This is a genomic window from Fibrobacter sp. UWH9, assembly GCF_900129715.1.
Lineage (GTDB): Bacteria > Fibrobacterota > Fibrobacteria > Fibrobacterales > Fibrobacteraceae > Fibrobacter.
This window is the reverse complement of sequence record NZ_FQWP01000008.1, coordinates 94,345-115,739: the sequence shown is the minus strand read 5'-3', so window position 1 is coordinate 115,739 and position 21,395 is coordinate 94,345. Positions and strand designations below refer to the sequence as shown.

Below are 21,395 nucleotides of genomic sequence, written 5' to 3'. Positions count from 1 at the left end.
ATAGTAATTTGGGGGAGGGTGTCGAGCCTTGCCGAGGGGGGGGGACGTTTTCTAAATTGCGCGCCGTTATGAAGAATTTGCGCGCTATTTTGATGCCGATTGCCATTATTCTTGGCATTTTGTTGCCTCAGGCCAGCGTTCTTGCGCCGACCCTCCCTTTCCAGATTGGAACCATGATGCTGTTGACCTTCATCGGCAAGGTCCCGCCCCAGGAACATGGTTATACCTTCAAGATCGAGGTTCGCGCCTTTATCGCCAGCATGCTGCTGTTGGCTCTGTTGTGGATTAGCGTAGAAGTTTTCGGCCTGCCCCGTGACGTTCTTCTGGGTGGCGCCATCATTTGCCTTTGCCCGCCGGCCAATGCGGCTCCTGCCATGGCCAAGATGCTGGGCGGAAACCCGGTGCTGGCTTTGAAGATCTTTTTAAGTGGGCACTTGATCGCCTGCTTCAGCATCCCTATTATATATGGTTACCTGACCGGTTCCGAGGCGGGTTTTGCTGAAATCGCCCTCCGAATCTTCAATTCTATCCAGCCGATTATTTCTATCCCGTTGGCCTTGGCTCTTGGGGTCCGCTCCTTCTACCCGGAAATTGCCGACAAGGTGGCGAAATTCTCCAAGTACACCATCTTCATCTGGACTTTCAGCGTCTTCGTGATTCTGGCCAAGGCTAGTCGCGATGTTCGCGAAATGGGTTTTGCCGATCTGTGGAATAGCGGCACCTTGCCCCTGCTTGCCGTTGTGGCGTTGGTCCTTTGCATTTTGCAGTTTGTGCTGGGCTGGTTCTGCGACAAGAAGCACCCCATCGAAAGTTCCCAGAGCATGGGCCAGAAGAATACCACTCTGGTCATCTGGATCGCAAGTCTCTATGCCGGCCCCGTAGCCGCCATCGCTCCCACCTGCTATGTGGTGTGGCAGAACCTGGTGCTTAGCTACATGAGCGCCCGAGTCAAGCCGAAGAAGTAGTATCTTTGGAATATGACCCACGCAGAACTTGTCAAGAAGCTTTTTGAAAATCAGGACCTGAAGTATAAGGATTTCCACCTGCCCTTGGTGCCGGGGGTTTCCTGTGATTCCCTTATCGGGGTGAGGGTCCCTATACTGCGAAAGCTGGCCAAGGAATTTTTTGGTACTGCTAAAACTTCGGGCAAGTCGCAGGCTGGGGCCGCGCGGACCGTTGGTGGGTCCGTCGCGAAGTTCATGGACACGCTTCCCCACAAGTACTTCGAGGAAAATCATATCCACTCTATGATGCTGGAACATATCAAGGATTTTGACGAGTGTTTAGCTCGCACGGAACAGTTTCTGCCTTATATCGACAACTGGGCTATTTGCGACGGCAAGAAACCCCGGGCCCTGCTGAAGGATGTTCCGCAATTCCTAAAGCGTATACAGGAGTGGGTCAAGTCGGACCACCCTTATGTGGTGCGGTTCGGCATCAACATGCTGATGGACTTGTTCCTAGATGACCGTTACGACCCGAAGTTTTTGAAGTGGGTGGCCGCTGTGGATACGGCCAAGTTCAGGTCGCTGCCGGATGGATCTCCAAATGGGTCGGCTGCGGTGATGGCGCCGAACCCGAGGGTGGCTGCGGCAACTCCCGCAGGCGTTACGCTTGCGAACCCTGAATACTACGTGCAGATGGAAGTGGCCTGGTTTTTCGCCACCGCCCTTGCAAAACAGTGGGACGACGCTGTGCCTTATATTGAAAAACGAAAACTAGACCCGTGGACTCACAACAAGGCCATCCAGAAATCTATCGAAAGCTTCCGCGTGACCGACGAGCATAAGGCATATTTGCGGACGCTGAAGGTGTAGATTGCCACGATTTGATGCTGCGAAAAGGTGCTTTTTACGAAATTGGGTTACTAAATGAGCTTTTTGACGACATTTAGTAACCTAGAGTTTGTACAAACTAATTAGAAATTTGGGTTTTGTTGAAAAACGGGGTTGCTAGTCAAGTTTTTTATGGTCTTTTAGTAACCTGAATTCAAAAATGAAAACGCCTGATAATGGAAATTGACTAAAAACATTACATATAAACTAAAAATAAGGTTACTAAAAGTCTTAATCAGCGGGTTTTAGTAACCTATTTTGGAATTTTTTGTCTTTCCCGGAACAACTAATAGGTGTTTAGCCCTTTGTTGAACTACATTTGAGAATCATGCCCTCCAATCTGCAGTCAAGAATCCTTCATCTGCCGGCATCGACGGCCAACAACCGGATGCGTAAACGTAAATTTCCGCCAAGTCTGCATCGAGCATCACCTTTACCCCGCGGATGGTATATATCCGCGACTTGAGCAAATCCTCGTCTATCAGGGAAAATCCGGGCTTTTTCGGCGCGACGGCCTCGGCCGCACTGGCCGCACCAGTTTGTCAATAGGCCCGCGCGATTTTCTGAAAATTATTTTGGTGGGGGAAGTCTCCCCCTCGCTCCAACCGCCTTCGGCGTTTTTCGCTACCCCTTCTAGCGGGGACACCCCGCAACGCCCCGACTGCAAAAATAAACGAGATTTGCCTCGGAAACCTTGAAATTGCCATCTTTTGTCTTCAAAAAGGGTATATTTCCCTTGTATGTCAATCAAGTTCATTTTGCCTAAAAAGTCCGTCAATTCCGCGTTCCTCAAGCTCCCTGTTTCCGTCGAAAAGATGGAGGATTTCAAGCTTTCGCTCAAGAATCTTTATAGCAAGCGGAACGCAGCGCAGGACGAAGAATACCACAAGGGCGAAATCTGGAATTTTTTACGCAAGATTTTTGAACCTGATTATTCGGTGCAGGTCAACCGCCCGATAGACCTTGCAATTTTTAACGGGAATACGGCAAGTGCAAAGCCGGCGGTGATTATCGAAGCGAAGTCGCCGACGAATGTTGCGGAAATGTTTTCGGCGGAGCACCCGAACGTAAAATCGTTGCAGGAACTCGTCTATTACTTTATGCTGGAATACGTGCAATCGGGCAATCACGAAATCAAGTGGCTCGCCATCACGAATTTTGACGAATGGTATTTCTTCGACGTAAAAGACTTTATCCGCTATTTTGGGAACAAGACGAAACCGATATATGATCAGTTCCTAAAATTCAAGGCGAATCAGATGAGCGGCAACAAGACCTCCGATTTCTACAACGAAATCGCGAAACCCGCCATCGACGACTTCCTCGCCTCCTGCGACATCAACGTCGTGCATTTCAGCCTTGCAGATGCTTGCAAGAACGTCATTGCGAGTCCCGGATCAAAGTCCGGGATAAACTCCACGAAGCAATCTAATGCAGCGTGTCATCCTGAGCGGAGCGTAAGCGGAGTCGAAGGATCTAAAAAGCTCCTCCCTCTCTACAAATTCCTCTCTCCGGAAACTCTCCTTGCCAAGCCTTTCGCAAACGACAGCAACAGCCTTGACCGCAATTTTTATGCGGAACTCTTGCACATCATCGGCCTCGAAGAAGTGAAAGAAGATAAGGGCGGCAAGAAAGTCATCCGACGCAAGAACCCCGCAAATCGCGACAAGGCGAGCCTCCTCGAAAGTGCCATCTACCAGCTTGAAGACGATTTCCCGAACAAGGAAGAATGCGAGGCGATGGCACTCCGTCTCTGCATCACATGGGTGAACCGCCTGCTGTTCCTGAAACTTGTCGAATCGCAAATCCTCATGTATCAAAAGGGCGATGCATCGTACCGGTTCATGAGTACAGACAAAATAGCGAACTTCGACGAACTGAATATTTTCTTTTTCAAGGTGCTCGGCAAGAAAATCGAGAATCGCGACGAAGACGTGCTCAAGCGTTACCCGAACGTCCCTTACCTGAACAGTTCACTGTTCGAGCCGACCGAAGACGAAAAGCACCTGAAAATCCGAGGCATTCCCGATGCCCAGATGGAAATTTTCAACAAGACCGTTTTGAAGGACGAACGCGGCAAACGCGCAAAAGGTACACTCCCGAATCTGGATTACATCTTCAAGTTCCTCGATGCGTACAACTTTGCAAGCGATGCCCAAGGCGGCGTGACCTCTACGAGCAAGACGCTCATCAACGCGTCGGTTCTCGGACTCATCTTCGAAAAAATCAACGGTTACAAAGATGGCAGTTTCTTTACGCCGGGGTTCATCACCGACTATATGGCCCGCGATGTGCTGGAACGGACCGTGGTGCAGAAGTTCAACGAGAAAAAGTCCTGGAAATGCGAAAATTTGGAAGATGTCTCGGACAAGATTGAGGACATTTCAGAAGCGAACGAAATTGTCGATGATATCCGCATTGCCGATGTGGCCGTGGGCTCTGGGCATTTCTTGGTGTCGGCCCTTAATCGCCTGCTTGCAATCAAATCGGAATTGAACATTTTGTGCGATGCGGACGGCAAACGCATCAAACGTCGCGACCTGATTTTGAAAGTTGATAACGACGAACTTTCTGTTGTTGATGACGAGGGCGAACCGTTTGAATACAAGCCCGGCAACGAAGAAAGCCAGCGGTATCAAGAAGCTTTGTTCAACGAGAAACGTCGCATTATCGAGAATTGCCTTTTCGGCGTTGACCTGAACCCCAATAGCGTGAACATCTGCCGTTTGCGCCTTTGGATTGAACTTTTGAAGAACGCCTACTACACCAAGGAAAGCGACTACAAACAACTTCAGACACTCCCGAACATCGACATCAATATCAAAGTCGGCGATTCGTTACTGAGCAAATACCCCGTGCAGAACGGGCATGTCGTTTTGGACTTTTTGCAGAAAGAAGACAAGGCCGACAAGAAAAACGGACTCGCCGCGAAACTCAAGGAATACAGGAAAAACGTTCAGGATTACAAGGCGGGCGGAACGAGCTACAACAAGCAACAGCTTCGCCTGAACATTGCTGGTCTCAAGTCGCAACTCAAGGAGCCGCCCAGCATCGACCTCTTCGGAAACGTAGTCAAGAACAACGATATTGATTTTTCCAACTCGCTTGAATGGATGTTCGAATTCCCAGAAATCCTCGACGACGAAGGCCGCTTTACGGGCTTCGACGCCATCATCGGAAACCCGCCGTATGTGCAGCTCCAGAGCATGGGCGAGATGAGCGACGTTTACAGCAAACGGGATTACAGTTGCTACAACAAGTCCGCAGACCTTTACTGCCTTTTTGTGGAACGTGCCTACAGCCTGCTGAAAAAGAACGGATATTTCTCGTTCATCATGCCGAACAAATGGATGCTTGTGGATTACGGCAAGGAACTGCGACAATTCATGAGCCAGACCTCGCTCAAGAAAATTCTCAACTTTGGCGATGTTCAGTTCTTTGCCGATGCGACCATTTACGTGTGCATATTCGTATCGCAAAAGTCCGGCGACAAGCTGCCCGTTTTGGCGTGCTCGCTGAACAGCAAGAACTATCACGGCGAATTTGAAAAAGAAGTCAATGCCGCGACATTCGAGTTCCCGGCAGAAAATTTCGGTGCAAGCGAATGGAGCATCCGCAACAAACTCCACGATTCTGTATTGCAGAAAATGAATGTCGGCACGGCTCTGAAAGATATGCCGATTTCCATTAATTACGGCATCAAGACCGGCTTCAACGACGCATTCTTTATTGACGGAAAGACGAGAGAAAAACTCATTGCTGAAGACCCCAAGAGCGAAGAACTCATAAAGCCCTTGCTTCGCGGCAGAGACATTAACGCATGGGTAACGGAAAGCGATCAGTATTTAATCAATCCGCATAACGGAATAAAAGAAAGGAACATTGCGCCCATCAATATTGATGAATATCCTGCAATAAAAAAGCATCTTGATCAATTTATAGATAAGCTGGTTAAACGTGGGGATAAAGGCGATACGCCATACAATCTACGCAATTGTGCTTATTTGGAAGAATTTGCCAAACCGAAAATCATGTATCCGAACATGACATCGGTATTCCCGTTTACTTACGACGAAACCGGCTCTTTCGGCAACGACAAATCTTTTATCATTACGGAAAAGGACAATTCGCAGAATTTGCCAAAGGGAACGGAAAACGTCATTGCGAGCGAAGCGAAGCAATCCAATGCGGAATGTCACCCTGGAGCCGAAGGCGATAGGGCCCACTTACTAAAAGCCCTCCTCGCCATATTCAATTCCAACCTCGTCAAACTCTGGATATGGTACAACTGCCCCGAACTCATGGGCGGCACCCGCGAAATCCGCAAAGTCTATTTCGAAAACTTCCGCATCCCCCTGGAAAACACCGAAATCCTTTCGCAACTCGCCACCCTCGCCGATGAAATCATCACCGTAAAGAAAAACGGCGAAGATACCGTAGAATTAGAAGCCCAAGTCAACACCCTCGTCTATCAACTCTACGGCATCACCGATGTCGAAGAAATCGAAGCTGTGGAGAAAAGGTAAAATCTTAACAAAGGTAATCAAAATGGAATTGAATAAAAGAGAAAAAAATACAATCGGAAGAATTCTTTATAACATCTTTAAGGAGTCAGATTGGAAAGATTTGATTAGTACTTGTTATCCGAATATGGAGGATTACGAGGAATATGAAAATTTTTTTAAGAATTTGTATTGGGATAATGATCCCGCTGAATCTCAGTGTATGGCGGTGTTTTCTGATTTATTTGACGCATGTGAGGATGATGTTGTAAAGTATCTGCAAAATCATTATTTATTTGAATCGAGAATAAGAACGACGGATGTATGTATTTACAAAAAATTTTTTGATGAAGAAATTGATGATGTTGAAGTTGAAAATGAGGAAATGCCTAATGATATAATAAAGTCTGCTTTAGCGGACGTTCAGTTGCTTGTTGCTGATAATCGCCCGGCTGATGCTGTTGATAGAATTCACACTGCGTTGCATGCTTTTGCAAGGCAGAAATGTGCTGATCTTGGAGATGATGGCGAAAGAACTCTAATTGCAGATATGTCTGCTATATCGAAGTATTACAGGGATAATCACAATGAAGATGGTGCAAAAATTTTGTCATCGCTAAATAAATTTCTTGATGTTTTGAATGAAGCAAGAAATAAAAGAAGTTTAGCTCATCCAAATAGTTCTTTAATGGATAGCCCAGAGTCTGTATTACTGATAAATGTTGCAAAATCAATAATGAAATATCTAAATACATTGGAAAATTAGTGATATGTCGAAATTATTTACATTTATTTCTTTTAATATTAAGAATAAATCTCAGTTGTTTGAAAAAGTGAAAACGGGCAAAAACAATCTTTAACCATTCTTGATAAGGATTATCTTGAATGGGTCAAACAGTTGTCATCAAGATATAAAAGCTATTTGATCAAGGCTTCTGTTCACATCAATTCGGAGCAGTTGAAATTTTATTATAGCGTTGGGAAAGACATCCTCGAAAAGCAGATTGATAATAAGTATGGCGCCAAATTTTATGCCTCTCTTAGCCGCGATTTAAGAAAGTTATTACCAGATGCGGAGGGGCTGACAGAAGGGAATTTGAGATATGCAAAGCGATTTTATCAGCTTTATTCGGATCCCAAGAAATTGTTTCCGCAAGTTGCGGAAGAATTGTATCCGCAGATATTTCCGCAAGTTGCGGAAGAATTGCCTAAAGTACCATGGGGCCACCATCGTTTGCTCATTGATAAATTCTCTGACAATCCGCCCAAAGCGCTTTTCTTTGTAGGGCAGATTGTTGAAAATGGGTGGAGCCGTTCTTCGCTTATGAATTGGATCGATTCAAATCTATATGAGCGACAGGGCAAGGCGATTACCAATTTTTCGAAGATATTACCATCTCCAACTAGCGATCTTGCGAAAGAAATTACAAAGGACCCTTATAGTTTCGCTTTTGCCGGCGTAACAAAGGAGTATAACGAAAAACAGTTAAAGTCGGCTTTACTTTCCAATATCACAAATTTCTTGATAGAGCTGGGGTCTGGTTTTGCCTATGTGGGCAAGGAGTATAGGTTACAGGTCGGAAAAAAAGAAAAATTTATTGATTTGCTGTTCTATCACCTTTCTCTTAGATGTTATGTTGTTATCGAAGTCAAGATGGGTGAATTCGATTTTCAAGATGTGGGTCAATTAGGTGGATATGTTGTTTCCGCAAATCACATTTTAAAGCGTGAAGGGGATAACCCTACAATTGGTCTGCTTATTTGTAAGAGTAAAGATCGCTTGTTAGCCCAATATGCGTTGGAATCGAGCAACCAACCAATAGGTATTTCGGATTTTGAACTTGAAAAATTATATCCTGCAAAAGTTGAAGGCTTAATTCCGACAATCAACGAATTGGAATCGGGGTTAATTGACGGCCCTAAGGATGGCTAATGTCTCCTCGGCAACTACTCGTAACGCTGATTTGGAAAACTTGCACCTGCTTGCAGGTCGTTCGCATGACAAGGCAACGAACGCATTGGCAATTCTCTTGGGCAAGCATGAATATACTTCGCGAATTCAGTGCGCTCGGTTCCGCGGAACTATGCGAGCCGACTCTCGAAGGATGGGGGTCCGGTTTCCAGCGAATTAATACGATGTGTCAGGAATACGGCGTAGCTCTCCCTGAATTCACCGAAATCGGAGACATGTTCCGAGTGAACTTTTATCGCCGACAGAATTCAGAAATCGGCGATAAAATCGAAAATCGGCGATAAATCGGCGATAAATTTCAAGAAAATGATTGTCGAATACCTTGCTGAACACGAAGAAGCCCGGTCTCAAGAAATTGCAGATGTTATTGGTTTGAAGATTTCTCGTACCAAGGACTATATCACAGAACTTGTAGAAGAAGGCAAAATTGTCTCCAACGGAGCGAACAAGAATAGGACATATTCTTTGAAAAAGTGACTCCGATAATAACTATGCAACCACTAAAACTTGAAGATCTCAACGCCCAGTTCGACAGCATCGTCCGCAGGTATCGCGATGGAGGGCTTATCGCTTACCGCAACGCGCACTATTTCATGAACGACATGCTGAATTGCATGTTGCAAATCTAGCATTTGTTGCTGGTTTGGAGTGCTGGGCTACCCACACACTTTCTTGAAGCCCCGGTTTAAATAGCCGTGGCTGGATGTGTTCTGTGTTTTGTGTCACTAAATTTCTAAAAAGATGTCTTTGGTGACAAAAAATCTCCAAAAAGTTTGCTGCACATTCTAAATAGTTACATTTGAGAATCATGTCTGAAAATCTGCAGTCAAGAATCCTTCATCTGCCGGCGTCGATGCCTAGCGAAACAAGCCCGCTGAGTGCCGATGTTTACGCCATTCGAGGCGAGACCGCCTGGTGGATTTTTGACGTGGGCGCCTGCGACGAGGCGGTAGATTTCATCAACAATTTGCCTCGCGATGGCGTAGCGCCGGGTACCGCGCAGCACTTGCATCAGGATGCCGCGCCCCTCAAGAAAAATATCGTCATTTCCCATTTCCATCGGGACCATTTCTTCAACCTTTCGCGGGTCTCCTTCGACAATCTCTTTGTTGGACGCGAGACCTTCCGCCATTGCGATGAAAACATTCGCGCCCGCAGCGGCACTCAGGTTGTTGAGTCGCCCTTACAGTTTGAAGACGGCTTGAAGTTTCATATTGAGCCTATCCCCAGCAGTCATGCCAAAGGTTCCCTGATGCTCACTGTAGACGACGATGTACCCGATCGCGATTGTTGCAGCGAGCAGTCCCGTGGCGCTATCGCTTTCCTGGGAGATTCCACTTACCCTACGGTAAATCATAACGGTCCCGATTTTTACAACGTGCAGTTGCTTTACCAGCAGATTCAATTCCTGAAGGGATGTCTTGCCCAGCGCTTTGTCATGAGCCATCGCCGTTTCTCCCCGCTAGAAAAGGAAACGGTTCTGCAACTTCTGGAAAATTTTTATGACATGCGGCAATCCCATAAGAATGTGATTGAAGTCCCTTAATCATTTTTACTAAAAAAGTGGATGTACTTTGTCGCCTCTGGGGCGACCTTTTCTTTATTCCTATAGTCTAAATTTCTTGAGAAGAAATGGTGATTGTAAAACGAACGTTATTGTTATACGTTTTTTTGTCCCAGTTGACAAATGCAATTTTTGTGACGATAGGAAGGAAAAAGGAGTCTTTATGACAGAACATGAAAAGAAAATGAAGGAAGTTTTCCGCAAGGCCGCAAGCAACATGTGTAGAGGCGAACTGGAAGGCGAGACGGCCCAAAAAGAACAGAAGGCTTCTCTTAAGCGAGATACCTGCCTTCTGGGGGCTATCGCTGGCGATACTATCGGGGCGCCCTACGAATTTGACTGCAACAACATCAAGACCACGGAATTCCCGCTGTTCAATCGCGCATCGGAATGGACCGATGACAGTGTTATGACGGTTGCTGTGGCGGAAGCGGTAATGGCTGGATTCGTGGGCGACCACCCCGATGCTCGCAAACCTGACCCCGTCCTTACCGAAAAGGCCATGGTATCGTCTATGCAAAAGTGGGGGCAGGCATTCCCCTATGCAGGCTACGGTGGAAATTTCCGTTACTGGCTGGTAGATAAAAATCCAAAGCCCTACAACAGCTGGGGAAACGGTTCCGCCATGCGAGTTTCTGCAGTTGGCTGGGCCTACGATACTCTGGAAGATGTGGAAAAGTTTGCCGAGGTTTCCGCTGGCGTTACCCATAACCATCCCGAGGGAATCAAGGGCGCAAAGGCCGTCGCCGCCGCCATCTTCTTGGGGCGTGCAGGTAAGTCCAAGGAAGAAATCCTCGACTATGTGGAACGTACCTACGGCTATCCTATTAGCAAGATGACCTGCGACAAGATCCGCCCCACCTACCATATGGATGAATCCTGCCAGAATACGGTGCCTCAGGCCTTCTGCGCCTTCCGCGAGGGAAACTCCTTCGAGGAAGTTGCCCGCCTGGCAGTTTCCCTGGGTGGTGACAGTGATACCCTCTGCTGTATCGCCTGCGCCATGGCCGAAGCTGTTTACGGCATTCCTGTAGAAATCCAGCAGGAAACCGTCAACCGCCTGGATGAACGAATGTTGAAAGCTCTCATCCGTTTCCAGGATTTCGTGGCTAGCAAGTAAGACCGAACCATTCTATATTTGGGTCATGCTTAAAATTATTAGGGCGGTGACCCGTTTTCTTTCCACCTATACGTCTCTTTTTGTAATCGCCTGCGCGGTGGTTGCCTTCTTTGCTCCTGTCACGTTCGCCTGGGTTCGCGGCAATGTCTCTTCCGTGATCCTCGGAATCATCATGTTGTCCATGGGCTTGGCCCTTCGCGTTGAGGATTTCAAGAACCTGGCGAAGCGCCCGCTGGACATTTGCGCTGGCGCCTTGGCTCAGTACACCATCATGCCGCTGGTTGCCCTGTGCCTTACGAAAGTTTTCGGACTGGATCCGTATCTCGCTGTAGGTATCATTCTGGTGGGCTGCTGCCCCGGTGGCGTCTCCAGCAATGTGATGAGCTACCTGGCGAAGGGCGATGTGGCTTTCTCCGTGGGAATGACGACTGTCAGCACCTTGCTCGCTCCCATCATGACTCCGCTGCTAGTCTTGTGGCTTGCGGACACCAGCATCAATGTGAATGCGGTGGGCATGTTCCTGAACATTCTCTATGTGACCATCGGCCCCGTGATGATCGGTTTTCTCTGCAATCACTTTTTTGGACATCGCGACGGATTCAAGGAACTGCAGGCCAACATGCCAAGTGTCAGTGTCATTGGACTTGCGCTTATTGTGGGTGGCGTCATCGTGACGGTTCGCCCCCATTTGCTGTCCAATGGTATAAGCCTGTTATTTTTGGTACTGGCGGTGGTGTTCTGCCATAATGCGTTGGGCTATGTATTGGGTTATAGCGTGGGACGCGTCCTTAAGTTCAATACCGCCAAGAAGCGTACCGTCGCTATTGAAGTTGGCGTGCAAAATGCGGGAATGGCTACCGTCCTCGCTGCTGGATTTTTCGCCAATCCCGAAAATATTGCGGCCCATCCTGAAGCCGCCCTGTGTGTGGTTCCCTGCGCTATCAGCTGTGCCTACCATTCCATTAGCGGTACGGTTCTCGCCGGCATCTTTGCGAAACTGGACAGGAAAAATTCCAGATAATTTTTATAAAAATTGCAGTGTAAAAATGCAATCTTTAAAAAAAGGCTCGCGAAAATGCGGGCCTTTCCTGTATAAAATTTAGGTTGTTTACTAAGCTTCTTTGTTGATGTTCACGCTGGCGTAGCAAACGGCGCATCCGCCGATCAGGTTGCCTATGGTGATTACAGCCAGTCGCAACAGGGTGCTGCCGATTTCTGCGGCGCCGCCAAAGGCCGCGACGTTCCCAGCGACGTTCCCGCCCGCGATACCGCCTGCAATGCCCTTGATAATCGCGAAGGCAAAGTAGAACATGTCGGCAATACAGTGTTCAAAACCGCAAAGGATAAATCCCATGACAGGCAATACGACAATCAGCGGGTTGCCGCAGCGCTTGTAGCCTTCGACGGCGATGAACATGAGCATACCGCAGAAGACTCCCAAGATCAGAAGGCTCAGCAAATTGTCGTTGTGCTTGACCGCAACCAGAGCGCTTGTGCTGATGGTAAGGCGTGTGGCCGCAACGGTGGCTGCCCCGACGGTAGTGCCGATCAGGTTGCCCAGCCAGACCTTGCCCAGATACTTTAGGTAAGCCAGGTTGCGATTTGTAGAAAGGTAACCCACCTTGCCGGTGAACAAGTCGAACTTTAGCAGGATGATGGTGTAAAGACCCAGGGAGAACAGGAATGTTCCTGCAATCTTGTTGTCGACAGAAAGGAAGCTGACGCATCCCACGCTAATCATCAGGCCGGCAAAAATAGACTTAATCATACCCCAAAACATAGAAAAAACTGCACCCTAAAAAAAGTCCCGCTCCAAGGAAAGCGGGACCGTCAAAATTACCCCTCGGCTTCAATCCAAAATTGCAATCGCTTTCGCGATTGCCCAGGAGGGCTTTAGGGAGGGCGAAGCCTTCCCTTAAATCAGCCCTCGATGTTAACCTGTAATCGCAATCGCTTTCGCGATTGCCCAGGAGGGCTTTAGGGCGGGTGAAGCCTTCCCTTAAATCAGCCCTCGATGTTAACCTGCAATCGCAATCGCTTTCGCGATTGCCCAGGAGGGTTTTAGGGAGGGCGAAGCCTTCCCTTGTCTAAAAAAAGTATGGCATCCGTTCCACGGCGAAACACTCGATACTACTATTCTAAAAAAGATAGCAGTGCCTCAGGATTTCGTTTTTCCCACCTTTTTAAGCTTTGAAGCATGGTCAAGCCAAGTCAGGGAGCCGTGGGCCTAAACTGTACCGTAAGAGCGACGAGCTTTTAATATACTGTTAGATCGGGCGTTGATCCGTGAGGATGCCTAGGCGTAATATACCTAATTAGGATGCACGGGACAAGCCATTTTAAGATATAATTTTTTCTTATTTGGAGGACCCATTGTAGAATATGATTATCTGGAGTGGCTGAAAAACTTATTTTTGTGGATATGGCAGAATTTAGGTTTTCAAAATTTGCGTTTTTCCCTGTTTTTCAGGTGCTTTTCTCTGTTTCGCTTCTGTTGGGGTGCGATGACGGTGGAAGTTCTAGCCCGTTGGGGGAAGAGGATTCTGAACGCCCTGGTTTTGTAAGGGTTCTTTCTTCAGGGAAATCAACTGTTCTTGGAACTGATGTCGGTACGGCCAAGGCTAATGAACGTCCGAAAATGACGGTCACCTTTGATTATGATTACTCCATCCAAGATCATGAGGTCACTTGCGGCGAATACAAATCCTTTGACAAGTCGGTAAATTGCCAAAAGGATAGTCTGCCTGTTTCCAATGTCAATTATTATGATGCGGTTCTTTATGCCAATGCCAAGAGCAAGAAAGAAAAGCTGGATACGGCATACACCTATGTCAAGGCCTCCTATGACGGCGAAGGTCATTGCAATGGTATAGAAGGTTTGATTTTTCATCCGGAAGTGAATGCCTACCGATTGCCTACCGAAGCGGAATGGATTTTTGCCGCGAACATGGATTGGAATGTCCGTAACAGTTGGACTGCAGATGATGACGTTGATTCTCCTAAAAAAGTATGCTCCAAGAAAAAATCCATGGTCTGCGATATGGAGGGTAACGTATCCGAATGGGTGAACGACTGGTTGGGCCTGTTCAGGGATACCACTATCTCAAATTATGTGGGGGCTCCCAATGGGGGGAGTCTTGGGGAACGCGTTCTGAAGGGCGGAAGTTTCCGCAACGAGTCCTCCTTTGTTAACCGCTACAGCCGCGGGGATGTGTATGTCGTGACTTCGACGACCCGGGCGTCCTATGTGGGTTTCCGTCTTGCGTTCGGTGCAATTCCCAATGCGGTGTGGTTGTCTGAAACAGGATTGGCTCAGAATAGCTTTGTGGCTCCTCTAGCCAGTTCTGCGACAGTTCGAAAACTTTCGGGGGCGTATCGGGCCAAGTTGGTTTTTCGAGATGACAGCCGCGGGAACCTGGCCTATGTGGATTACTCGAATGCGTTCCTTTCTGTTGTTGAAATAAAAGATTCCATTGATTCCTACCATCCGGAAATTTCGCCAGATGGAAAGTGGGTGGCGTTCTGCACGGGGCTTGAAGGTGTTTCTGGAAAATCCTCTGTCTATGTTCGCAAGCTGAATGCAAGCGGCGAGCCTGCGATAAGACTGGATGTTGAATCGGCGGCCATACCTAGGTGGAATGTTCTTGAAAGCGGAGATACCGTTATCGTGTACGTTTCGGATGCCGGCGATAATAGCGATGAATCTACCTTTATGAAAAAGTCAACATGGCGTGTTCCTTTTTCTGGTGGAAAATTTGGCAAGCCTAAAAAACTGTTTGACGGATCCTATCATGGTGGCGTCCAGGGAAATTTTGCCGTTTCTGGATCGAAACTTTTGCGAGCTCACAAGAAAGATGTTGATACCGTCTGGTTTGATTCGAAACAGGCCTGCAATGTATCTTTGTCGAAATCCGGAAATGGGCAGACCCTGTTCCTTGATTTTGGGGACAAGACCGACAAGAATTTTGTGGGCGAAAAATATGGCGTTCACGAACGGATCCTGATTGCGGATAGTACCGGTGAACTGGTGAATTCTATTGGCGCTCCTTCGGGTTATGCATTTGACCATACCGAATGGGCCTCGTCAAATTTGATCGCTGCAACTTTGACTAACGGGGATGGCGCCCATTCCAAGGTTGTTGCCGTGAATACAAAAGATTCCAGCGTGACTGAACTGGTTGAAGGTGTAGAATTATGGCACCCTTCCCTATGGACTGAAAAACTGGATGCAGAACTGGATCAGAAACTCAGCTTGGATAGTGCGGCCGCTTATTATAGCGAAGATCAGGCTACCCACTATCTTTCGTACAAGTTAAGGCTGTTCTGGAATTACAAGGACTCCCTTGAAATTGTGGGCTTGGGCAATTCCCACATGAATGCGGGATTCTCTTCCAGTCTTTTGAGAAATGCCTTGAATATGGCTGTCATTCCTTGCGATATGTATTGCAGTCGTTATCTAATTGAAAATTATGTGCTGAACCATTGCCGTAATATTAAGTTCCTTGTTGTAGGTATTGATTTTGATTTGTGGAGGGATAGAGATGGGGTTGCTATTCTAGAAAACCAGGGCTCAGCTCTGGGGTACAAGTACGATATCAATCATGACTTCTGGAAGGATGGTTTGCTCAAGGGTTTTGTGGATGTTTCCCAGAAAAGCATGGTGGAAAATGAAGATATTATGACGACCTTTGATTATTACAGAGGGCAGGCGGCAACTGATGTTCAGAATGGCTGGTATGGCGAAGATGGTACTGCTGAAATTCTGGAACAAGGGTGGGATAAGGATAGCCCGAATCCAGAAGGAAACTACCAGGAACTTTTGAATATTTTGAAAATGGCAAAAAAAAATGGAGTGTATGTAATAGGTGTTGTTTTCCCCATCAGCCCCTACTATAAGAAAACAGACCAGTATGGTCGTCATGGTATGCTTCGCAGCACGGCAAAAAATTTCATCAAACGTTTAAAAGAACTGGATGAACTTGAAAAGTATTTTGTCCTGTTTGATGAAAATAAGATGGGGGATCATGATTACCCGTCTTCTATGGCGTATGATTATGACCACCTGAATATCTATGGATCCAAGCAGCTGACGGCACGACTGGACTCTCTTCTCAAGACTCTGGAGTAGTCCCCTTAAGATTGATCCTGTTCTGGATCCTTATCAAAGTCAGGTGTAATAAAGTCGGCGCAATATTGGGCAATCTGTTCGCGGAGTTTGTTTCCGCGGACTTTTCCCAACAGGATTTCTATATCTTCGAGCGGAGCGGCCATAAAGGCTTCTGCACTCTTGTATTTGCTTAGAATCTTGATGCGGGTTTCATGGCCGACGCCAGGCTGCTTTAGCCATTCCACTTCCAGATCCTTCTTGCGTTTGCTGCGCTGGTAGGTGATGGCGAAACGGTGGGCTTCGTCACGGGCGTTCTGCAGGAGTTTTAGGGCGGGGCTAGTTCTGTGCAGCACGATGCTCTTTCGGTCATCGGGGAATACGATTTCTTCGAGACGTTTGGCGAGACCGATTAGCGGTAAATCCTGATCGTGTCCCAGCTCCTTCAGAATTTGCATGGTGGCGTCCACCTGACCTTTACCGCCATCGCATACCCACAGGTCGGGCATGGGTGTGCCTTCATCTTCGAGACGGCGGATACGTCGGGTCATGACTTCACGCATGCTGGCGAAATCGTCTACACCCTCTACGGTCTTGATGATGAACTTGCGGTAGTTGGACTTGTCTGGTTTCCCGTTCTTGAAGGCCACGAGACTTGCCACCGTGTTGGTGCCGCTCAAGTGAGAAATGTCTACGCACTCGATTCTGAAAGGAGTCTTCTTGAGACCTAGAACTTTTTGCAGTTCGAAGACGCTCTGGTCGATTTCACTGTACTTCTGTACTTCGGCCCGCATTTCTACGAGGATCATGTCGGCGTTGGCACCTGCCAATTTCAGGAAGCCCAGTTTTTCACCTCGCTGTGGGTTGTTGAAATAGACCTTGTGTTTTGCTTGCTGCGTCAGGGCGTCTTGCAAAAGAGCCGCATCTTCGGGGAGGGCGATGTCTGTGGCGATTTCTCCGGGAATGAATTCCGCTTCGGCGTACCAGGTGAGAATCATCTGACGGAAAATTTCGGATTCGTCATCTTCAAGTTCGCATTTCAGCCGATAGTGGCGTCTGCCTGTAAGAACGCCTGCACGGTACTCCAGGATGACTGCGGCGGCTAGGCTTCCGTTGCGGCGCAGTGTCAGAATATCCAGGGAAAGGTTCGGGTCGGAAGTGTCGGTCTTGGCGTGGATACCTGTGGACTGAAGGGCTTGAATGGCGTCCCTTTTTTTGGCCGCCATTTCAAAGTCCAGGTTGGCGGCAGCCTCGTTCATCTCACGAGTCCAGATTTCCTGCAGGTCATCCCGCTTGCCTTCTAGCAGGAGTCTTGCCTGCATGACGTCCTTGTAGTAATCTTCGCGGCTGACGAGTCCTGCGCAGGGGGCCTTGCACCTTCCGATATGGTAATTCAGGCAGGGGCGTTGAGGGGTTCGTGCCGGCAGTTCCATATTGCATTCGCGGATCTTGAACAGCCTGGCGCAAATATCCTTCAGCTTGTCCACATAGCGGGAACTCATATAGGGTCCGTAATACTGATTGGAGTCCTTCCTGACGGATCGGGTCAGGAACAGCCTGGGGAATGGCTCGCGCACACTGAATGCCAAGTATGGGAAATGCTTGTCATCTTTCAGCAAGACGTTGTACTTGGGCGTGTGTTTACGAACAAGATTTGCTTCTAGGATCAGTGCTTCTTCTTCGGTCTCGGTAATGATCCATTCGATGTCGCGAATGTAGGGGAACATCAGGGTGGCGGCACGGTGGCCCTGATGGTCGCTACCGTCGAAGTAGCTTCGCACGCGGTTCTTTAAAACCTTGGCCTTTCCGATGTAGATGATCTTACCGGAGGCATTCTTCATGATGTACACACCCGGTCGATCGGGCAGTTCGTTCAGTCTGCGCTGGATGTGTTCACTAACCGAAATCATGAAGGTTTTTCCCCGAAATTTTCAAGTACATTTTTTATAAAAATCAGCGGTAACTTCTAGAAGTTCCTATGAAAATTTAGTTATCTTATGATAGGAAAAGTTTCAAAGAATTTCAACTTATGGAGCGAAGATGAATTTTGAAAATATGAATGCGCTTTCCCAGAAGGTCGAAGGTGTCCTGGGGACTGTGCGCACCCTCAAACAGGAAAACGCCAAGGTTCGTAAGGAACTGGAAAATGCCAAGGCACAGCTGCAGGACAAGAGCATTTTGCTGGATACCGCAAACGCCAACATTGCGTCCCTGAAGTCTAACCTTAGCGATACCAATGCCAAGCTGACCGCTGTGGGTGCAAGTCTTACAGATGCCAAGGCAGCCCTGGACGCCCGCGTCAATCAGGTGAATGCACAGGAACAGGCTCTGAACGAAAAACTGGTGAGCATTGCCAACCTCAAGAATCTTGCTGCCGAAAAGGATCGCGACATTGCGGCTCTGAATGGCATTATCAACGAAAAGATTGAATTGCTGAACGCCCTGAATGCAAAGGTGGAAGAAAAGGACGCCATCATTGCTAAACTCATGGATCAGCTCCAGGCTCAGTCCGACGAAATCGCTGACGCCCAGGAAAAGTTCAATCAGCTGGTGGCCACCATCGAAAACGAACTGGGCACCGACTTGAGCATCGAGGAACCTTCTGTAGAAACTGACGACGTTCTGGAAGCGGAAGAATCTGTCGAAGCTGTTGAAGAAGCTGCCGACGAGGTGGAACAGGCTCCTGCTCAAGAGGATCTGCCCACCATCGAAGTTCATGGCGCAGAAGAAAAGGAAGAATCCAAGAGTCGTGCGAGCGGGGAGGGCTCGCAGACAAGTTTTTTCGACTAAACTGGCTGATGGATGAAGATCCATTCGGCGTGGGGATGAAGTAAAATGGCAGAAATCGCACCTCTTAGATCAGTTAGCGTTTCCGTTGCTCAGGAACATATCCAGATCCGTACGGATTTGCCTGATGCGGAACTTAAGGAGATCGGTGATTTTATCGATCAGCGCTTTGAACGTTCGGCAAAGTTCCAGATGGATAACCGCAAGCGTCTAGCCTTGCTGTCTGTGGAACTGACGTCTGAAATCTTTGAGTTGCGAAAGCAGCTTCGCCGTGCCAAGGCCTACTACGAGCAGATGGAAAAGGATCTCAAGAACCTGAACCTTCTGCTTGACGAAGGTATGGAACGGTCTAACAGAAATGAAGAACTTTAATCCCATTAAAGATTAAAAAAGGGGTCCTGATAAAAATCAGGATCCCTTTTTTTTAAACTGTTCTTTCGCCTTGCTCGTTTGCAAAGCCTACTTGCTGGCGTTGTATTCGTTCAATGCGGCTACAACCTTTTCGTGGGCCACCTTGAGGACTTCTACCATGGCGGCGTCGGCGGGAGCCGTCTGGGGACGGAGCTGCTCTGTCAGTTCAGAGGCTGCCTGCTGCAATTCTGTAAAGGCCAGATTGGCTGCAACACCTTTCAGAGTGTGTGCGGCACGGAAGCAGTCGGGAATAGACCCTGCGCTGATGGCGTTCTGCAAGGAAACAAAGCTGTCGTCTTTCAGATACATCAAGGCGAACTTTTCGATGAAGGATTCCTTCATCAGTCGGTTCTGGGCTTCGGCGTAGTTGCCGTTGATCTTTGCGTACAATTCCTGGAGTGTCATTATATCTTTCCTTCGGCCTTGCACTTGGCAAGGAACTGCTTAAAGTCTTCTTCGGGGAGGGGCTTGCTGAAATAGTAACCCTGGATGTAGTCGCAGTTATCCTCGCGGAGTATGTTGACCTGGGTTTCTGTTTCGGCGCCTTCGGCCACAACTTTCATTCCAAGAAGATGGCACATGTCGATAATCATCTTGACGATGTGCTTGACATCGGGATTGTTTTCCAGCTGGCGCACGAAGCTCATGTCGATTTTCAGGATATCGAACTTGTAGTGCATCAACATGCCCAGGGAGGAATAACCGCTGCCGAAGTCATCCATCAGGAGCCATGCCCCCTGTTCACGCAGGGCGCTCAAAACGTCTCCGCGATTTTCCTTGAGGGCGGCGAAAGAGGATTCGGTAATTTCGTAACGTACGGAACCAGGTGCTGTGACGCGCTGTGCCACATGGTCAAGAATATTCTGGATCATGTCCTGGTCATAGAAGTCCATCCAGGAAAGGTTCACGGAAACGGGCACGGTCGGAAGTCCCTGATCATGCCAGCGTCGCATAACCTGGTTTACCTTGCGGTCTACGAACAGGTCCAGCTTAGAGATGAAGCCGTCTTTTTCGAGGACTGGGATGAACAGGTCGGGGCGTACGAAACCGCGAACGGGGTGAATCCAGCGAATAAGGGCTTCTGCAGAAGCGATCTTTCCGGTAGCGGCTTCCATGATCGGCTGGTAATAGACCTTGAATTCTTCGTTGGCCATACTGGTGTCGAATTCTGAAGTCACGGAAGCGGCGTTGATATAGTTGTTGGCCATCTTGTCGTCGAAGATGGCGTAAGGCTTAAGATATTCGTCTTCGATGTAGCTAAGGGACAGCTTGGCGCGGTCCACAAAGTTGATGACGTCTCCATCGCTGTCGATATAGCTGATGCCGGTACGGAAACGGAACTGCATGCTGCGTCCGGTCCAATCCAGAACCTGGTTGTTCTCGTGCATCATCGCATCGATGTTGATCTTGTCGGCCTCGACTAGGCACACGAAGTGGTCTGCCTCGAATCGAGAAACGAAAATGGGTTCCAGGCCGGCGCCCGACATTCCTCTGTAGGTCTGCTTTAAGACTGCGTCTCCGCCTTCTGTTCCGAGGACAGAGTTAATGGCCTTGAAATTCTTAACGTCAAAGAACATGACGGCGTACTTGGTACGGTCTTCGCACTTTTGCAAGAAATTGTTGGCCATCTGGAGGAAGCCAGATCGGTTATAGGCTCCGGTAAGTAAATCTCTATAGGAGTATTCGCGGCTGGCGATTACGTTCATTACACGGCGCAGAACGATCTGCGGGTTGTAAGGCTTGGCAAAAAAGTCTGCGGCGCCTAGATCGTATGCTCTAGACAGGGCTTCGTCGGTGGAGTCGCCGGAAATGATGATGACGGGGAGCTTGTGTTGCCACCCCCTCTTGTTGAATTCCTGTAAGGTTTCGTATCCGTTTAGGACGGGCATGACCAAATCCAGAAGTACCAAGCGAAATACGTGGTCGCCCTTTTCGATTATATCAATGGCTTCTTGGCCGTTGCTTGCCTCTACGATGTCGTACTCGTCTTCAAGAATCAGCCGCAACATCTCGCGGTTGATTTTGGAGTCATCGACAATCAAAATTTCATTTTTTACCATTTCGTACTCATGTAAAAAATTTAGATACGGGCTGGTCAGG

At 48.1% G+C, this 21,395-nt stretch carries 18 protein-coding genes; 14 read left to right on the top strand and 4 right to left on the bottom strand.

Annotation, left to right across the window (positions count from 1 at the left end):
* Positions 1-68: 68 nt before the first annotated feature.
* The 11 genes from BUB94_RS08860 (at position 69) to BUB94_RS08815 (ending at position 12,014) form a co-directional block, all read left to right on the top strand.
* Positions 69-965 carry a bile acid:sodium symporter gene (locus BUB94_RS08860; protein ID WP_073236094.1) on the top strand — a complete coding sequence of 299 codons (897 nt, stop codon included), beginning with the start codon at positions 69-71 and terminating at the stop codon, positions 963-965.
* Positions 966-977: 12 nt separating this feature from the next.
* A complete protein-coding gene (locus tag BUB94_RS08855; protein ID WP_073236092.1) occupies positions 978-1,817 on the top strand; it encodes a DNA alkylation repair protein in 840 nt (279 codons plus the stop codon).
* 758 nt (positions 1,818-2,575) lie between these two features.
* Positions 2,576-6,361 carry a type IIG restriction enzyme/methyltransferase gene (locus BUB94_RS08850; protein WP_073236089.1) on the top strand — a complete coding sequence of 1,262 codons (3,786 nt, stop codon included), beginning with the start codon at positions 2,576-2,578 and terminating at the stop codon, positions 6,359-6,361.
* 22 nt (positions 6,362-6,383) lie between these two features.
* Complete coding sequence (locus tag BUB94_RS08845; RefSeq protein ID WP_175549700.1) at positions 6,384-7,103, top strand: abortive infection family protein; 720 nt, start codon at positions 6,384-6,386, stop codon at positions 7,101-7,103.
* A gap of 96 nt (positions 7,104-7,199) precedes the next feature.
* Positions 7,200-8,270: a PDDEXK nuclease domain-containing protein gene (locus tag BUB94_RS08840; protein WP_073236084.1), complete on the top strand. Its 1,071-nt coding sequence runs from the start codon at positions 7,200-7,202 to the stop codon at positions 8,268-8,270.
* 107 nt (positions 8,271-8,377) lie between these two features.
* Positions 8,378-8,593, top strand: coding sequence for an ATP-binding protein (locus tag BUB94_RS08835; protein WP_139260175.1), 216 nt, complete (start codon positions 8,378-8,380; stop codon positions 8,591-8,593).
* A gap of 22 nt (positions 8,594-8,615) precedes the next feature.
* Entirely contained in the window at positions 8,616-8,786 is a 171-nt protein-coding gene (locus BUB94_RS08830; RefSeq protein WP_083538197.1) for a winged helix-turn-helix transcriptional regulator, read from the top strand.
* Between the two features lie 14 nt (positions 8,787-8,800).
* Positions 8,801-8,938 carry a hypothetical protein gene (locus BUB94_RS16765; RefSeq protein WP_175549699.1) on the top strand — a complete coding sequence of 46 codons (138 nt, stop codon included), beginning with the start codon at positions 8,801-8,803 and terminating at the stop codon, positions 8,936-8,938.
* Between the two features lie 179 nt (positions 8,939-9,117).
* On the top strand, positions 9,118-9,855 hold the full coding sequence (locus BUB94_RS08825) for an MBL fold metallo-hydrolase (protein WP_139260174.1): 738 nt from the start codon (positions 9,118-9,120) through the stop codon (positions 9,853-9,855).
* Positions 9,856-10,036: 181 nt separating this feature from the next.
* Positions 10,037-10,993 (top strand): ADP-ribosylglycohydrolase family protein, encoded by a 957-nt coding sequence (locus BUB94_RS08820; RefSeq protein WP_217653117.1) that lies wholly within the window; start codon positions 10,037-10,039, stop codon positions 10,991-10,993.
* Between the two features lie 25 nt (positions 10,994-11,018).
* The gene (locus tag BUB94_RS08815) at positions 11,019-12,014 is read left to right on the top strand and encodes a bile acid:sodium symporter family protein (protein ID WP_073236076.1); all 996 of its coding nucleotides are present in this window, start codon (positions 11,019-11,021) and stop codon (positions 12,012-12,014) included.
* A 90-nt stretch (positions 12,015-12,104) separates the two neighbouring features.
* Here BUB94_RS08815 and BUB94_RS08810 read toward each other — a convergent pair whose 3' ends face one another.
* Positions 12,105-12,761, bottom strand: a complete 657-nt coding sequence (locus BUB94_RS08810) for a formate/nitrite transporter family protein (RefSeq protein WP_083538199.1) — start codon at positions 12,759-12,761, stop codon at positions 12,105-12,107.
* 654 nt (positions 12,762-13,415) lie between these two features.
* On the opposite strand from BUB94_RS08810, the gene BUB94_RS08805 reads away from it, so the two are divergent.
* The gene (locus tag BUB94_RS08805) at positions 13,416-16,121 is read left to right on the top strand and encodes a TIGR02171 family lipoprotein (protein WP_073236070.1); all 2,706 of its coding nucleotides are present in this window, start codon (positions 13,416-13,418) and stop codon (positions 16,119-16,121) included.
* A gap of 5 nt (positions 16,122-16,126) precedes the next feature.
* On the opposite strand, the gene uvrC is transcribed toward BUB94_RS08805, so the two are convergent.
* On the bottom strand, positions 16,127-18,007 hold the full coding sequence (gene uvrC, locus BUB94_RS08800; protein WP_073236067.1) for an excinuclease ABC subunit UvrC: 1,881 nt from the start codon (positions 18,005-18,007) through the stop codon (positions 16,127-16,129).
* Between the two features lie 130 nt (positions 18,008-18,137).
* On the opposite strand from uvrC, the gene BUB94_RS08795 reads away from it, so the two are divergent.
* Complete coding sequence (locus BUB94_RS08795) at positions 18,138-18,887, top strand: coiled-coil domain-containing protein (protein ID WP_073236064.1); 750 nt, start codon at positions 18,138-18,140, stop codon at positions 18,885-18,887.
* A gap of 45 nt (positions 18,888-18,932) precedes the next feature.
* Positions 18,933-19,256: a hypothetical protein gene (locus BUB94_RS08790; protein ID WP_073159711.1), complete on the top strand. Its 324-nt coding sequence runs from the start codon at positions 18,933-18,935 to the stop codon at positions 19,254-19,256.
* Positions 19,257-19,343: 87 nt separating this feature from the next.
* Here the strand turns inward: BUB94_RS08790 and BUB94_RS08785 are convergent, their stop codons facing one another.
* Positions 19,344-19,700: an Hpt domain-containing protein gene (locus BUB94_RS08785; RefSeq protein ID WP_073159713.1), complete on the bottom strand. Its 357-nt coding sequence runs from the start codon at positions 19,698-19,700 to the stop codon at positions 19,344-19,346.
* Entirely contained in the window at positions 19,700-21,355 is a 1,656-nt protein-coding gene (locus tag BUB94_RS08780; RefSeq protein WP_073236061.1) for a putative bifunctional diguanylate cyclase/phosphodiesterase, read from the bottom strand. The genes BUB94_RS08785 and BUB94_RS08780 overlap by 1 nt, the downstream gene beginning before the upstream one ends.
* Positions 21,356-21,395 lie beyond the last annotated feature (40 nt).

Coding starts and splice junctions, on each gene's coding strand:
- BUB94_RS08855 (WP_073236092.1), top strand. CDS start 978: ATGACCCACGCAGAACTTGTCAAGAAGCTTTTTGAAAATCAGGACCTG.
- BUB94_RS08830 (WP_083538197.1), top strand. CDS start 8,616: ATGATTGTCGAATACCTTGCTGAACACGAAGAAGCCCGGTCTCAAGAA.
- BUB94_RS08805 (WP_073236070.1), top strand. CDS start 13,416: ATGGCAGAATTTAGGTTTTCAAAATTTGCGTTTTTCCCTGTTTTTCAG.
- BUB94_RS08850 (WP_073236089.1), top strand. CDS start 2,576: ATGTCAATCAAGTTCATTTTGCCTAAAAAGTCCGTCAATTCCGCGTTC.
- BUB94_RS08820 (WP_217653117.1), top strand. CDS start 10,037: ATGACAGAACATGAAAAGAAAATGAAGGAAGTTTTCCGCAAGGCCGCA.
- BUB94_RS08860 (WP_073236094.1), top strand. CDS start 69: ATGAAGAATTTGCGCGCTATTTTGATGCCGATTGCCATTATTCTTGGC.
- BUB94_RS08785 (WP_073159713.1), bottom strand. CDS start 19,700: ATGACACTCCAGGAATTGTACGCAAAGATCAACGGCAACTACGCCGAA.
- BUB94_RS08810 (WP_083538199.1), bottom strand. CDS start 12,761: ATGATTAAGTCTATTTTTGCCGGCCTGATGATTAGCGTGGGATGCGTC.
- BUB94_RS08780 (WP_073236061.1), bottom strand. CDS start 21,355: ATGGTAAAAAATGAAATTTTGATTGTCGATGACTCCAAAATCAACCGC.
- BUB94_RS16765 (WP_175549699.1), top strand. CDS start 8,801: ATGCAACCACTAAAACTTGAAGATCTCAACGCCCAGTTCGACAGCATC.
- BUB94_RS08815 (WP_073236076.1), top strand. CDS start 11,019: ATGCTTAAAATTATTAGGGCGGTGACCCGTTTTCTTTCCACCTATACG.
- BUB94_RS08795 (WP_073236064.1), top strand. CDS start 18,138: ATGAATTTTGAAAATATGAATGCGCTTTCCCAGAAGGTCGAAGGTGTC.
- BUB94_RS08825 (WP_139260174.1), top strand. CDS start 9,118: ATGTCTGAAAATCTGCAGTCAAGAATCCTTCATCTGCCGGCGTCGATG.
- BUB94_RS08845 (WP_175549700.1), top strand. CDS start 6,384: ATGGAATTGAATAAAAGAGAAAAAAATACAATCGGAAGAATTCTTTAT.
- BUB94_RS08790 (WP_073159711.1), top strand. CDS start 18,933: ATGGCAGAAATCGCACCTCTTAGATCAGTTAGCGTTTCCGTTGCTCAG.
- BUB94_RS08835 (WP_139260175.1), top strand. CDS start 8,378: ATGAATATACTTCGCGAATTCAGTGCGCTCGGTTCCGCGGAACTATGC.
- uvrC (WP_073236067.1), bottom strand. CDS start 18,007: ATGATTTCGGTTAGTGAACACATCCAGCGCAGACTGAACGAACTGCCC.